A 12,596-nucleotide genomic window follows, 5' to 3' on the forward strand; every position below is an offset into this window, starting at 1 on the left:
GAGCATATCCACCGGCCGCGATCGACCGCCAAGAGTCTGGATCGCGGCCGGTGGATATGTGGTAAACGGGGGCAACGCGGCCCGTGGAAAGAACGCTTTCGCGGTCGAGCGTACGACGGATCGTCAATTGAAGGTCAGAAAATAAAAAGGGCGGCCGTCGGCCGCCCTTCGTATTGGAATTGTCTTGCGCTGCTATCGCAGCGCCTTGCGATACTTCGCAAGGCGATCCGCAAGAGGGCCGATTGCGAGACCGAGACAAACCGTCAGCACGGCTGCCGGAATGAGGATATAAAGGAATCCCTGAGTCATGGTGTCCATGGTCTAGCCTCCCTTACTCGCATCATCATATGGGACGTAGGCGAGCAGTGTCAAAGATGCGAGTTCGAACGCGACCCCGAGCACAAGGGCCACCACGACCTTGCGGGGGGTGATGGTACCGGCTCCTGCGATAAGGGGAGAGACGAGACCGAGGCCCCATGTGCTGAGAGCGATTGTCTGGAGCACCCCGGCAAGGGCCTTGAACCGGTCTTCCTTGTGCTTCGGCACTTGGGGCGGCGGTAAAAGTGAGCGCAAAATGCGGCGCAGAAATGGTCGCAAGGAAATCTCCATGACGGCTGCCGGGCCGCGGTGGGCGGCCCGGCGTGGTGGTCAGAAGCCGAGGGCTTCGGCCTGCGCGGCGGCCACTTTCTGGTCGAGGGTGCGGCCGTTGTTGGGCTGGTAGGGCATCCATTCGGCACCCATGAGTTCGGCATAGGCGGCGCAGGCGCCGGCGGCGACAGCGGCCAGTGCGTAGGCTTTGGCGCCGTTCTCAGCCGCGATGCGTCGGAGCCCGGCAACGCGGTTTTCGCCGCCATCCACGCCCATGCGGTCTTCGTCGCGGTGCTGGTTGGCCCAGCTATCGGCGGCGTCCTTGGCGATCATGCGGCGGTTTTCGTAGAAATTGGCGGCGCCGTAGGCGGAACGGATCAGACCATCCACGACGCGATCGAGATGCAGCTTGAGGCCCTGATAATTCGCCTCCCCCCGGATGGTGGAGACGAGCACGGGCGACAGGAGCGCATACTGGTCACGGATCAGGTTCGAGCCCGCGCCGGTCAGCTCGTCCACGTCACCGCTCTCCACGCCGAACGCGGCGACGATCTTGGCCATCTGGTCGTCGTTGGGGACGAGGCGCAGGATATCGGCCAGCGTCGGAGCGGAAAGGGCCTGCGTGCGCTGGCGGGCGGCGGCGGCCTTGCGGGCCTGCGGCGCGACCTTGCGCGTGCCCTTCTTCTCTTGCGCGGCGGTCATGGCTTGGTTCATAGCGTTGGCTGCGTCGGACATGAAATTATCCTTCATTCTGGCGAAGTCCCGGACGGGAAGGGGAAGTTCCCGGCCGGGGCGCTCGGAGGGCCAATCCCTCTCGACAAGAAAAAGAATAGCTGCATTCCGGCCGAATGAATATAAGTAATATTGCATACCTAGCCGTTAAGGCATGTACCAGACTCATGCCAATATAAATATTCATCGTCCAACAAGATTATAACATTGACGGATACCTGACCTCTCAGGCTTCTATGCTTCTTAAGCAGGCAGTATAGCACTGCACAATACGCTCACAGCGTGGATGCGGCGTAGCACGCCGCAGCCGTAGGCCGCGCGAAGCGCGTCCACGCCGGACATGGCTCTGCCGAACAACGGTGTGCTGCTCACGGGCGGCTTCGAGGAGCCGTCTTCCTCCCCTCGCCGCCCATTACTCTGCCGGCATGCTTGCCACGCGGCGCCGCCCACGCAGCGCGTTAGCGGGATCCGCCGAATGGCCGAGACCCCGCAGGGGGCTCGGGGCGGAGCCCGGGTCACGCGACCCGGAGCGCAGCGCAGGGGAACGCCCGATCGCCGGCCCACCGATAGCGGGGCCGGGTAGGCAGATCAGAGGGCGAGAGCCCAGGCGACAGCGCGCTCGAGATCACCGAAAGCCTTGGCGTTTTCGGCGTCTGCGAGGGCGATGAAGGGTGTGAGGGCGACCACGAGCCAGGGGGTATGGCGTGGGTGTGCGGGAGGCGGAGCGCGCCAGATGCCGGCGGAGCGGAGTGCCGGCTCGAGGACGGTGTAGCCCTGGATGATCTGCTTCCAGGCTGCGGGCGCCATGTTTTCCTTCCAGCACGCGACAGCGAGGACGGCAGGAAGAGGGCTGCGCCCTGGCTGGTCGGCAATCTGGAAGAAGGCCGCACCATTGACCGGTGCGGACCGGTCCGGGTTGAGGGGACGCATGAAGTCGAGATACCAGCCGGGGATACCTGGTATCGGTCCACCGTCCGCGTCGACGATCGGGAGGAGCGCATCGACGACGACCTGGTCGACATCTTCGCGGGATGTGCGGGTGAGATGGCCGGTATTAAGCGTAAGGTGAGTTAGTTTCGTCATTTGCGGTCCCCTCGCTTCGCGGCCTGCTCCTGTGCCCATGCGGAGACTAGATCGTAGAGCTCCGTGGCTGTGATAGCGGCGCCAGGGTCGGCTTGCCGGCCGAGAGCGCGCAGCCGGTCGGCGGTCATGGCATGGCCGCGAGCGAGGAGCAGGCGTTCGACGTCTGCGGGCTGAAGGCCCGCCCCGATGCAGAATGCGAGATATGTTCTGCGCACGAGATGCCGGTTTGCATGATCCGCACCTGGGCGGCGGTTGGGGTGATTTGTCAATTTCCGGCTGGCCCGGCGAGGCGTTTGAGGGTGTTGGCAAGCCTCTGGGGCTCGCGTGCCATATCGTGAGCAGAGGCGGTGCCGCCGCCCCGCGCGAGGCGCTGCATGAATCGCAGCGCTTCGCCATCGTGATCGGGTCCACAGTAGATCACGTCGATGCGCACATATCCGAGCCGATCGGCCGCCCGCAGGGCGGCGGCGGGGTCGTCGGGTCTTCCGTCACTTACGACGACCAGGCGGCGCGGACGCGTGGCCTCGACGTGACGCAGAGCGAGATGCAGCGCCGTGCTTCCTGCCGGCGGAGGGAGGCGCGCCCCTGCTGGCAGGTCCTTGACGTAACTCCCGAAAGCGACGACGTGGGCCCCGTCCCTGACGGCCGGAGCGATGGCATCGTCCAGAATGTCGCATTTACGGCGCGCGCCGGCGTATTCCGCCATTGATGACGAAACGTCGGCAAGAATTACGGTAAACCCGCCATTCTGGCGCTGGGCGCCGGCGGCTGCGGTCGCGCCAGTCTCGGTCGGAAGACTGGCCGCGGCACGGGCCACCAAGGCGGCGAGAGGGGACGCCAATGCGCCCCTGCCCTTCGGATTATCCATCAGTTTGGCTCCGGGTGTTCGGCATCCCACGCTTCCAGCCTGGCGCGCGCCCGCTCGGTCGCGGCGTCATTATCCTGCTTGAGGCGCGTGTAATCCGGGTCAGTTGTCCCGAGGTCGTTGACGGTCGGATACGGGCCCCATATGCGCCGGCCCCGCTGCGCTGCAAGCGCAGCGATTTCGGCACGCACGGATTCCAGTTCCTCGGCCCAGATCCGCTCCCGCTCAGCATCGCGCTCCGACTTGTAGTGTGCCCGGATGGCAAGTTTCTCGACATATTCGGTGAGTTCAACCGGCTCTGGGGGTGTAGCGTAATCTGTCTGTGCGGCCCGGTCGCACTCGATGGTGACGCCTGTGGGAAAGCGCGCGAATGCGCTTTTGGCGACAATCTTGACGATGGTGTTGTCAGCGGTCCTGTTGTTGCTGCCATTGACCAGGGACAGCGAGCCGGGCGGGAATTTTTCACCGCCAGTGACGTAATAACAATATTTCATGGCGTCGCGCCCACGCCGGTCGGTACCCGCGTGCTCGAGATAAACCCGGGTTTCGTCCCGATCGCGTGCATTCCAGACGTTGAGTTTCCAGCCCTCGCCGAGATGGTCGACCACCATCTTTCCGAGCCATTTTTTGATCGACCAGGTCATGTCCTGGCTCTGTGTGGCCTGGGCCACAACGTCCATTATCGCTCGCTTGGCGGCGTCGAGGACAGCCGGATTTCGCTGGGCCATCTCGGCCGAAATGGCGCGCACCAGCTCGACGAGCTGGTCATCGGTCAGCGTGCTGAGTCCGAGGTCCATATGCTATGGTTCCTGCCCCTGATGAACGGCGAGGCGCCCGTTTCGCCTACATTCTCTGCGAATGTTGTAATTGTAGTACAGCAATCAAATAATAGTCAATATCTATGCGAGAACATCACCGAGATAATTTGCATTTAGTGTAGAGTTCGATCCCGTTAGACACGACCTTTACTATTGGACAAGACCCTCCGCGCGTCACCTGTCAGGACGGAACTCACATACGGTCCCACCATGGGCGCTTGCATCAGTCCGCTCTCCGCCCTGCGGTCTTGTAGACTTCGTTGCGGTCGCGTCGTCCGATGGCAATGACGACGATCACGATTTCCGTATCGCGGACTTCATAAACGAGCCTGTACCCAACGCCCCTGAGCTTGATTTTGTATCTGTCGCGGCTGCCTGAGAGCTGTGCTGACGGGACGCGGGGCACTTCGCAACGCTCGGCGAGCTTTTTCTTGAAGGCTCCGCGCGTGGTCCCGTCCAGTTTGCCCCATTCCTTGAGAGCGGAATCGAGAAAGGCGAGCTTATAGCTCATCGAGCACGACCGGGATCACGGGCTCGCCCTGGCGAGCATCCGCAATTGCATTGAGTTCGGCGTCTTCAAGGCGCTCGACCATGCTGGCATAGACCGACGCCGGCACGCAGTAGAAAGCTGGCTCATTGCGATTGAGGATCGCGACCGGAGCGCCGTCCCCAGCGGCGACCGTCGCCATTGGGTTCCTTTTGAGTTCGGACACACTGGCCGCAACCTCGGCAAGGATTGGATATACCATCTGCGCCTCTGATATGATCGGTTTACAGGTCTAATAATAGGTCTCTGAACAGGTATCTTCAAGGCTACTTTCCAACGGAGCGAGCCTGAACCGCCGATCTGCACGGCTCCCTGAACCGCCCGATAAACGCCTTCCCCCAAGTCACGCCGGCCTCGAAGCGGGTGAACCGCTCTCGATAATGGGCATGCGCTTCGGCAGCCCCGTCAGCCTGCATAGTGGCGTCGCGGACGGCGTCTGCGACCAGATCGCGTATCCTCGACCACAACGCGCTCACGGATGCGCGGCCCTGCGCATCGCTCGCTCCCAAGTGGCGCGTCGTGTCGGGCACCTCAAGCGGCATCATGACGCCGACCGGCGACAACGGCGTCGCCGGCAGGTCGCCGCCGGTTCCCACATCTGGCTTTGCGTCGCTCATAACCGGGCTGACGCCGAAGTTTGCGCAGTATTCGAGATAGAGGCGGCCAAGGCGATCGAGGGCCTGGGGCGTTAACGCTTCAGGTCCAAGTTCAAAGAAGAGGCTGGCAAACAACGCCTCCGCGTCCATGGCGTGTCCAGAGTCCGCGTTTATCGTGCGATACGCGGCGTCCAGGAGGTTACGAGCCGCGGTCTCGTTCTTGCCCATTGAATCAGCCCTCACTCAGCGAGATGTACAGGAGAGGACCTGTGCCGGCGTGTCACCGGCCAGTCCGACGCTCGCGAGAGCCGCGCGGCCGGCATTGGACCGCAGAAGGGAGCGAACAACCCTCGTTGCTTCCCGCCAATAATGCTTGTGAACCGCGTCGAGACCAGATCGGCGAGCGTTGGCGATTGCGACGGAAGCATGGTCGACCAGATCGGTCGGGTCCAACGGGACCACTGACGCCGCCTCGATCCGCTCCATCTCGCGGCGCAGATGAAGCAACAGCGCGAGAGAGGCCGACGTTGGGCGGTTTCCGAAAAGGTGAGAAGGCAACATTGGGCCACCGGCGTATTGGTTGTTCAATGAGATAGGCGCGGTGGCCACTCTTGCGCGCGGCCGCCCGTCCGTCCGAAGGATTTAGAACGGGACCTCGTCATCAAGGTCCGGCCGACCTGCGGTTGCCGGCGAACGCCCAGCATTGCCACGAGACGCCGGGGCACTCGCGGATTGCCCGCCCCCAAAGTCCTCACCCTCGCCGCGGTTGCTGTCCAGAAGCACCAGGTCACCCCGGAAGCGGTCGACCACCACCTCGGTTGTGTAGCGTTCCTGGCCCGACTGGTCGGTCCACTTGCGGGTCTGGAGTGATCCCTCGAGAAAGACCTTGCGCCCCTTGCGGAGGAAGCGTTCCGCGACATCGGCGATGCGCTCGTTGTAGATGACGACGCGGTGCCATTCCGTCTTCTCGCGGCGCTCCCCGGACGCCTTGTCGTTCCAGGTGTCGCTGGTCGCCAGCGTCAGGGAGACGATCTTCGCACCACTCTGCGCCTGACGGATTTCGGGGTCCTTGCCCAGGTTGCCCACGAGGATCACTTTGTTGACGGAACCGGCCATTATCTACACTCCACATCTACAGTATTTCCGAACCAGCTATTCTGGCCTTGCCGAGGGCCAATCCCTCTCGACAAGAAAAGAATAGTACAGATTGCCGAGTTCCAGCAAGAGAAAACGGCATAAACCCGCCAATAATGGCGATATTTATTTGTATTATTTCCGCTTTTCTTGCTTGCGCCACTGAACGAAACCGATTGCTTTACTAGACCACATCGCTGCCGGGGTGCGGGGCGGCGAGCGCCCGCGACGGTGACGAGAGCGCAGGGGATGGAGCGCTTTTCTGAGCCACATCCTGCCTTCGGCAAGACGACGGGCCGGGTGGTCTGTCAACAGGGGAGCGGCCTGAGCAAGCCGGTCGCCCTGCGGACAGCGCGGGACCGCAGGGCCTGCGATGAACGCGGGGTGGCCCAGGCGCGGCGAGGGTCGTTCCCCTGTTGATAGACCGCACGGGCTGTTGTCACACTGGAGCTGGATGCGGTGCGTAATCCCCGGAGCGTGCCCCCCTGACGCGCCGCAGGCGTGTCAGGGGGGTCGAGGAGCCGTCACACTCCCCTCGCCGCCCATTACTCCCCCGCCCCGCCGACACGCAGCACAGCCCACGGCCCGGAGGAGAGCATTAGCGCGAAAGCGGCGAGACCCCGCAGGGGGCTCGATCCCTCTTGGCGGCTCGACCGCCTAGAGGGCCTGGGCGAGCGAACCCCGAAGGGGCGCCCATGCGTCTCAGGTGTGAGCAGCGTCACGATCACTGCCAAACATTGCCGATAACAGCGCCAATTGTTATGAACGGTTACGTTCTTCCTCTGCGTGCATCAGGGGTGGAAACAGAGGGCCGTCGGTGTGCCAGCACCGGCGGCCTTCGCTGCACATTCGGGCTCGATCCGGGATCAACCAGCTATTCCGTTGGCAAACGTCCATTGCTCGACGGCCCACCCCGGCAAGCATGTCAGCGTCAGAACCTCATCCGTCTGCAAGGCGCGGTTCACTTCGAACGCGCCCACTGTGTTCACGCCTTGGAACAGCATAGCGCGGTGTATCTCCGGGTAGAGGACCACTACCTGACCGGTCGCACCGACATCCGGAAGGTGAATGGCGCTGAACTCGTGCGGCGGATAGCTTTCGAGAACCCGCCACCCATCCGAACCGGCAGGTATTCGTCTGATTGTTTCGAAATGGTGCTGGAGTGGGAAATGGCAAGCCGCTCGCGTGAGCGCTTCGGTGCGCCGCATCAACGGGATTGTATGCTGTGCACCCTGCGTCGTGGGAGTCGAATAGCAGCAGCTATCGACTATTTCGAGCGGTGCGCGATAGAGCGCCGTCCCGCCCTCCCACGCACCAACACCATGCAGGGCGAAATTGTCGAATTCCGGCCGAAACTCGTAACGCACGGCAAGATCCGGGAAGCGTGTTGCAAGATCGTCAGCGACATGCCACGCGGATCCATCGTACCAACCCGGCAGATCGAATTCGAACGCGTGACATTCCGCTGCTGGAGGAACAAGCGACAGGTGATCGGCAGCAGCCTGAAGGCTGGCGCCCGGGCCGATAAGCTGGAACCAGTTGATGGCGCAGTTGCTCATGACACGCCTCCCTGGAAGGCGAACCAATGCCGATACCATTCGGCGTGCGGATCCGCGCCGTTTATCTTCTGTGCTTCACACTCGGCCAATTCAGGTGTCGGATAAGCCTCACTGAGCTCATGCTCTCCGGTCGCGTCAACCACAATCCACCATCCGGCGTGATCACCGTAAGCCTCCGAATCAGATGCAAGAGGCCATGGCACCGCCCCCAACGGTGCCGGAGGTGCCGCCGGGTCGGCAGGCGCTGCCGGCGGCCCGGGAATAGCTGCTTCAACCCACGGGCGGAGTACCCCGCACCATCGCCCGCACCTCTGCGCCCGCCAATCCTCCGGGCACAGGACTCGGATGACATCATCTGTAAGCCGTTCGCGAATATCGGCGATCGCGTCCCCCGGAGACACGGAAACAGACATAGGCGGAACGGTCATATCGGCAGGAAGCGCAGATCGTCTGCCGACGAAGACTCTGGAAATATTGAAGTTTTTATTTTGCACGGGATCAGTTCCTTTTCTTGATCCCATTCCGGCGGGCACGGCTGGCGGGGCGGGGCAATGGCGGGCGCTTGCGCCCAGCCCTTGGGCGAGCCATTGCGGCGCACCGCCAGTTGTGGCTGCAGGTCAGTTCTCTCGCCTGAGCGCCTTCTCAAATGGCATAACGCCGCTTCTTCTGGATCTCAGTCGCGCCTCGAAGAAGACGCCGACGGCGTAGGGCGCGCCGGCAAGTAAATAAAACCGATAAGCCGGTATCGCGATATGCCACAATTGTGCCAACGCGAAACAGCAAGAGGACGCAAACGACGCGAGGGCTACCGCGCCGCTGGCCGTGTCTAGGAGAAAGCGCCAGTCCCGGAAGGCTCGCAACACAACTATGTTTCCCTTTCGGCAAGAAGTATGAGCTTCGCCCGCCGTTTCCCGCGCCCCTGGCGCAGCGTTAGCAGCGTATCGAACCGGTCGATCGCGACTGAGACGACGAGCGGGTCGAGGCGCGTCCCGCTACGATCGGCGAGGTAATGGCGGACGCGTCCTGGAACCCAGGCTGGCCGATAGACGCGAGGGGACAGCAACGCATCAATGGCGTCAGCGACGGCAATAATCCGCGCCACAAGAGGGATCCTCTGGGCCGTAAGCCCACATGGGTAGCCGCGCCCGTCAAAGTCCTCATGGTGATAAAGCGCGGCATCGAGCACGTCTCGGTGGAGATCGGGACGGACAGCGCTGAGGAACCAGGCTCCATCCACCGGATGCCTGTTCATGATCGTGCGCTCGTCCACCGTGAGCGAACCGGGCTTGTTGAGAATTTCTGGGGGGACGAATATTTTCCCCACGTCATGCATGCAACCGGCCAGCTCAAGGCGATCACCAGGGGTACCTGGCATTAACGGCAGCCCTATCGCACGCGCCAGAATTCCTACCCTCGCCCCGTGACCATCCGGATCGAGATCCGGATGAACGAGAAGCCCGCGCGGCAATAGAAGGCCACTGGCCAGACCAGTCCACAGGCGCGGCGGAAAATCTAACATCGGATCAGGCTACGCCCATCGTTTGTGACTCCGAACCGATCGCCGATCAGCTGGCCAGGCGGAGGAAGGCACCCACCCCCAGAGCGCCGAAACGCAATGCCCTGACCATCAAACGCAGCTGTCGTGCACGCCCACGCTGCGCGCGATCGAGGAACCATCCGGCACTGAGGGAGGCAACAGCGATAAGCAGCCAGATCCAGGGCGGCAGGACCAGCCGGGTCGGCCCAAGTATTGAGAGGGCAAAGCGACCGGGTGCCCCAAACTGGTCCGCAAGAATGTAGCCATCGGACAAATCGCACAGCAGGGCCGCCGCTGCCGCCCATACGAGTCCGCGTCCCCCATGCGGCGGACGTGAAGCGCGGCGGGCGACGGCGTCCGGCAGGGAGATAGACACGGCCGGTGTGAGTTGCTTTACGAGGGGCCGATATTCCATCCCTACATCCCCAGGGCTTGCCGATAGATCGCGAGCAAAGTTTCTTCCGCCTCCACTTCGGCGGGTTGCCGCTTTCGAAGACGGATTATCTGCCGGACGACTTTCACATCGAAGCCTGCTGACTTCGCCTCTACGAAGATATCTCCTATGTCCGCTGTCAGCGCCTTGCGCTCTTCTTCGAGGCGTTCGACACGTTCAATGATCGACCTCAGGCGCTCAACCGCAATACCTCCTGCCGTATTGCTCAAGCGTCCAGACCCATAGTCTTGTCGCTCCTGCGAACCGTGGGTTCCCATCGTCTCAATCCGTCACATCAGGGCGCGGCAGATCAATGTGACCGTCGCACAGGACGTCGAGCCAGCGCGACGGCCGCGGGCTCAACTCTCCGCCGTTTTCGAGGACTCTTCGTAATTCTGTGCGATGCATGGCCAGACTCTCTGCCAGAAAACGCTCGGACCACCCGATGATAATCAAGGCACGGTTCACGCCGGCGCCGTTCAGGCAAGGCCGGTTTCCGGGCGCCGGAACGGCGGGCGACAGCGGGGAATAGAACCTCCGGTGCAGGCGGGCGAGATCCGCAATCCAACGGCGGAATGCACGTTCGGCCGGGCTACCATCATGGTCAAGCGTGGTCGATTTTAGCCGCGTGATACGCGCGCGGGAAAAGCCCGAGCGTCGGGAGACCTGGCGCAGCCCCCACCCGATTGCCTCCAAATCGTTCTCCACCGTTTCGATCCCGCGTGCCGTCATTTTGTGGACCGTGCGGCAAGCTGGGAGGCTGGAGGAAAAGGTGGCCAGTGGTCCGCCTGGGTAGCATCCCAGGACCACCACCCGCGGATACCATAGACGGCGTCGTAGTATTGCTGCTTCTCGGCCGCCCTGGCCGCGTAGTCCTCATCGTCCCTGCCAAACACCTCCATGGGCGTCCCGCGAGGATCAATGGTATCGAGCAATTCGAAATCGGGATGGACAACCTGGCGCTCAGCATCGTAGCGAAGCGGCTTCCGAAACCGCCTTCCCTCATGCTGCAATGCCTGCAGCACACGCAATTCGTGGAAACTTGCAACCGGCACGAGAGACGGTGCCGTTTCCATTAATGCAATGCCATCCGCCCACGCTGTAAAGTGCGTGCCGCTCCGTGTGGGCTGGATGCGCGCAGCAACGACGGCGACGACACGGATGGCCCGATCCCGCGGATCCTGGCCAAGGACCCTCCACGCCCAGGGGAAGCTGCGCGCAAGCCGGCGCCCCGCTTCGATCGGAGCCGAGACATAGAGCCCGTAGTTCCGGACACCATCAAAGACCACCCGCAGGCGAGGGGGCCGTGGAGGTTGCCCGTCCGCAACCTGCGGCTGATAACGCGTAATTTGATTCACAAGACCCACCAGAACGATGCGTCGACTCTGGCCGCATTGCTGAGCCACCTCGGCGAACAGGTGGGGTCCATCTGCGTCCCGGTAGCCCACTGTCGCGAAGACATCGGACAGCGCTTCTCGTCCGGCAATTATACCAGCGGCCGCGTCATCGAGCGCTCCACGTACCGTGGGCCACCAGGTACGGCGCCGGCGATCCTCGGGAGACCACGCGTTGAGCCCGCCTTCTTCCCATAGCAAGTGAAGCAGCCCCAGCAGGCTCATGCGTGCCTGCCGGGGCCGCGCCGCTCCATTCGCGGGTTCTGCGCCTTGGGCGGCGACCGGCTCTGGAGCCGGCTGCCGCACCTCCAGGCCCCCGGCAATCGCGATCCTCAACCGGCCGTCCGGCAATTCGCGTATCACGCCCTGCTGATATCCCGATCGTCCGCTTCGGCGCGCATCGGTCTCGTGAAAGGGGCAACCTGCCTGATGGAGCGTGCCGCCATGGGGCATGCGCGCGAGACAATAGCGTCGGACCTGACGTCCGTCGTCGCGACGTATCAGTTCGCGCACAGCGAGCTCGAGACGACGGCCGCCCGCAACGCAATCGCAGATCGGTCGCCTGGGATCACCATGCGCGCTGGCGAGCATACGTTGCCACAACGCGGCGCGCTCTGCGTCCCAAGCCCATCCCAGCCGTCCTCGGCGGCCGTCCGGGAACGTCACCCAGTCACTCATGAGAAGCCACATCTGCGAACACTCGGTCCTGAGCACCGCGGCGGATGTGTGACGCCATGCGTTGCGACACGATACGCCAGTGTCCCCGGCGCGTGCGTCCGAAGCTCTCCTGAACAAGACCAGCACGCTCAAGGGCAGCGAGGGCCGCTTTGACAGCCTCTTGGGTCAGGCCCAGCCAGGTGGCCAAAGTGTCCGGCGTTCCATGCCGGGTCAGCGCGGCGAGGACGAGATCCTGCACGGGGGTCGACGTAACGGGACGTGTTGCCGGCATCCAGGGCACTCGGACGTAGATACTGTGCCCAAGCGCGGTAATTTCGCCGGCTCTCACCATGTCGGCGAGAACGACCGGGAAGGCACCCGCCTCCTCGGCGGAAAGGCCGGCGCGGAGTTCCAGTAAGCCATGAGGGCCGCGATCGAGTGCCCGCCGAACGTGACACATTACTCGGCTATGGACGGCCACCCGCTCGTCATCACCGAGCGCGGCATACGGTCGGGCAGCAACCTGCCGAGGATCCGGCAGCCCCATCATGACACCATCGGGGCGAGCGGAAACAGCATCCGGGATCTGGCCAGTCCGCCGCGCGGGCAACCAGTGCACGACATGGCCCGCCGCCGGGCCGAATCGGGTGGGG

General features: G+C 63.1%; 15 protein-coding genes. 1 reads left to right on the forward strand and 14 read right to left on the reverse strand.

The features are described from left to right. Window positions 1–192 precede the first annotated feature (192 nt). From HLH36_RS20125 to HLH36_RS16715, 3 genes are all read right to left on the reverse strand, one after another. The gene (locus HLH36_RS20125) at window positions 193–318 is read right to left on the reverse strand and encodes a hypothetical protein (protein WP_259657216.1); all 126 of its coding nucleotides are present in this window, start codon (window positions 316–318) and stop codon (window positions 193–195) included. 330 nt (window positions 319–648) lie between these two features. Beyond that, complete coding sequence (locus tag HLH36_RS16710; protein WP_182987443.1) at window positions 649–1,323, reverse strand: hypothetical protein; 675 nt, start codon at window positions 1,321–1,323, stop codon at window positions 649–651. 585 nt (window positions 1,324–1,908) lie between these two features. Next, window positions 1,909–2,403 carry a hypothetical protein gene (locus HLH36_RS16715; RefSeq protein WP_182987444.1) on the reverse strand — a complete coding sequence of 165 codons (495 nt, stop codon included), beginning with the start codon at window positions 2,401–2,403 and terminating at the stop codon, window positions 1,909–1,911. A gap of 334 nt (window positions 2,404–2,737) precedes the next feature. Here HLH36_RS16715 and HLH36_RS16720 point away from each other — a divergent pair, with 334 nt between their 5' ends. Beyond that, window positions 2,738–3,112 (forward strand): hypothetical protein, encoded by a 375-nt coding sequence (locus HLH36_RS16720; protein WP_182987445.1) that lies wholly within the window; start codon window positions 2,738–2,740, stop codon window positions 3,110–3,112. A 158-nt stretch (window positions 3,113–3,270) separates the two neighbouring features. Here HLH36_RS16720 and HLH36_RS16725 read toward each other — a convergent pair whose 3' ends face one another. The 11 genes from HLH36_RS16725 to HLH36_RS16775 all read right to left on the reverse strand — a co-directional run bounded on the left by HLH36_RS16725 (window position 3,271) and on the right by HLH36_RS16775 (window position 12,493). Further along, complete coding sequence (locus HLH36_RS16725) at window positions 3,271–4,065, reverse strand: hypothetical protein (protein WP_182987446.1); 795 nt, start codon at window positions 4,063–4,065, stop codon at window positions 3,271–3,273. 244 nt (window positions 4,066–4,309) lie between these two features. Next, the gene (locus HLH36_RS16730) at window positions 4,310–4,597 is read right to left on the reverse strand and encodes a type II toxin-antitoxin system RelE family toxin (RefSeq protein WP_182973676.1); all 288 of its coding nucleotides are present in this window, start codon (window positions 4,595–4,597) and stop codon (window positions 4,310–4,312) included. Beyond that, window positions 4,587–4,775, reverse strand: a complete 189-nt coding sequence (locus HLH36_RS16735; RefSeq protein ID WP_246376993.1) for a type II toxin-antitoxin system Phd/YefM family antitoxin — start codon at window positions 4,773–4,775, stop codon at window positions 4,587–4,589. Before HLH36_RS16735 ends, HLH36_RS16730 begins: the two co-directional genes overlap by 11 nt. A 124-nt stretch (window positions 4,776–4,899) precedes the next feature. After that, window positions 4,900–5,457 carry a hypothetical protein gene (locus HLH36_RS16740; protein ID WP_182987447.1) on the reverse strand — a complete coding sequence of 186 codons (558 nt, stop codon included), beginning with the start codon at window positions 5,455–5,457 and terminating at the stop codon, window positions 4,900–4,902. A gap of 414 nt (window positions 5,458–5,871) precedes the next feature. Beyond that, window positions 5,872–6,345: a single-stranded DNA-binding protein gene (gene ssb / locus HLH36_RS16745; protein WP_182987448.1), complete on the reverse strand. Its 474-nt coding sequence runs from the start codon at window positions 6,343–6,345 to the stop codon at window positions 5,872–5,874. Between the two features lie 884 nt (window positions 6,346–7,229). Then, window positions 7,230–7,922 (reverse strand): hypothetical protein, encoded by a 693-nt coding sequence (locus HLH36_RS16750; protein ID WP_182987449.1) that lies wholly within the window; start codon window positions 7,920–7,922, stop codon window positions 7,230–7,232. An 865-nt stretch (window positions 7,923–8,787) separates the two neighbouring features. Further along, complete coding sequence (locus HLH36_RS16755) at window positions 8,788–9,441, reverse strand: HD-GYP domain-containing protein (RefSeq protein ID WP_182987450.1); 654 nt, start codon at window positions 9,439–9,441, stop codon at window positions 8,788–8,790. A gap of 435 nt (window positions 9,442–9,876) precedes the next feature. Further along, window positions 9,877–10,170: a DUF2312 domain-containing protein gene (locus HLH36_RS16760; RefSeq protein WP_182987451.1), complete on the reverse strand. Its 294-nt coding sequence runs from the start codon at window positions 10,168–10,170 to the stop codon at window positions 9,877–9,879. A gap of 4 nt (window positions 10,171–10,174) precedes the next feature. Continuing rightward, on the reverse strand, window positions 10,175–10,624 hold the full coding sequence (locus HLH36_RS16765; RefSeq protein WP_182987452.1) for a transcriptional regulator: 450 nt from the start codon (window positions 10,622–10,624) through the stop codon (window positions 10,175–10,177). Then, window positions 10,621–11,964: a DUF1173 family protein gene (locus HLH36_RS16770; protein WP_182987453.1), complete on the reverse strand. Its 1,344-nt coding sequence runs from the start codon at window positions 11,962–11,964 to the stop codon at window positions 10,621–10,623. Before HLH36_RS16770 ends, HLH36_RS16765 begins: the two co-directional genes overlap by 4 nt. After that, window positions 11,957–12,493 (reverse strand): DNA glycosylase AlkZ-like family protein, encoded by a 537-nt coding sequence (locus tag HLH36_RS16775; protein WP_182987454.1) that lies wholly within the window; start codon window positions 12,491–12,493, stop codon window positions 11,957–11,959. The genes HLH36_RS16770 and HLH36_RS16775 overlap by 8 nt, the downstream gene beginning before the upstream one ends. Between the last annotated feature and the right edge of the window lie 103 nt (window positions 12,494–12,596).

The organism is Gluconacetobacter aggeris (assembly GCF_014174395.1).
GTDB classification, from domain to species: domain Bacteria; phylum Pseudomonadota; class Alphaproteobacteria; order Acetobacterales; family Acetobacteraceae; genus Gluconacetobacter; species Gluconacetobacter aggeris.

Excerpts from the sequence above, each read along its gene's own strand:
- HLH36_RS16775 (WP_182987454.1), bottom strand. The coding sequence starts at position 12,493 with ATGATGGGGCTGCCGGATCCTCGGCAGGTTGCTGCCCGACCGTATGCC.
- HLH36_RS16715 (WP_182987444.1), bottom strand. The coding sequence starts at position 2,403 with ATGACGAAACTAACTCACCTTACGCTTAATACCGGCCATCTCACCCGC.
- HLH36_RS16725 (WP_182987446.1), bottom strand. The coding sequence starts at position 4,065 with ATGGACCTCGGACTCAGCACGCTGACCGATGACCAGCTCGTCGAGCTG.
- ssb (WP_182987448.1), bottom strand. The coding sequence starts at position 6,345 with ATGGCCGGTTCCGTCAACAAAGTGATCCTCGTGGGCAACCTGGGCAAG.
- HLH36_RS16770 (WP_182987453.1), bottom strand. The coding sequence starts at position 11,964 with ATGAGTGACTGGGTGACGTTCCCGGACGGCCGCCGAGGACGGCTGGGA.
- HLH36_RS16760 (WP_182987451.1), bottom strand. The coding sequence starts at position 10,170 with ATGGGAACCCACGGTTCGCAGGAGCGACAAGACTATGGGTCTGGACGC.
- HLH36_RS16750 (WP_182987449.1), bottom strand. The coding sequence starts at position 7,922 with ATGAGCAACTGCGCCATCAACTGGTTCCAGCTTATCGGCCCGGGCGCC.
- HLH36_RS16765 (WP_182987452.1), bottom strand. The coding sequence starts at position 10,624 with ATGACGGCACGCGGGATCGAAACGGTGGAGAACGATTTGGAGGCAATC.
- HLH36_RS16755 (WP_182987450.1), bottom strand. The coding sequence starts at position 9,441 with ATGTTAGATTTTCCGCCGCGCCTGTGGACTGGTCTGGCCAGTGGCCTT.
- HLH36_RS20125 (WP_259657216.1), bottom strand. The coding sequence starts at position 318 with ATGGACACCATGACTCAGGGATTCCTTTATATCCTCATTCCGGCAGCC.
- HLH36_RS16735 (WP_246376993.1), bottom strand. The coding sequence starts at position 4,775 with ATGGCGACGGTCGCCGCTGGGGACGGCGCTCCGGTCGCGATCCTCAAT.
- HLH36_RS16730 (WP_182973676.1), bottom strand. The coding sequence starts at position 4,597 with ATGAGCTATAAGCTCGCCTTTCTCGATTCCGCTCTCAAGGAATGGGGC.
- HLH36_RS16710 (WP_182987443.1), bottom strand. The coding sequence starts at position 1,323 with ATGTCCGACGCAGCCAACGCTATGAACCAAGCCATGACCGCCGCGCAA.
- HLH36_RS16740 (WP_182987447.1), bottom strand. The coding sequence starts at position 5,457 with ATGGGCAAGAACGAGACCGCGGCTCGTAACCTCCTGGACGCCGCGTAT.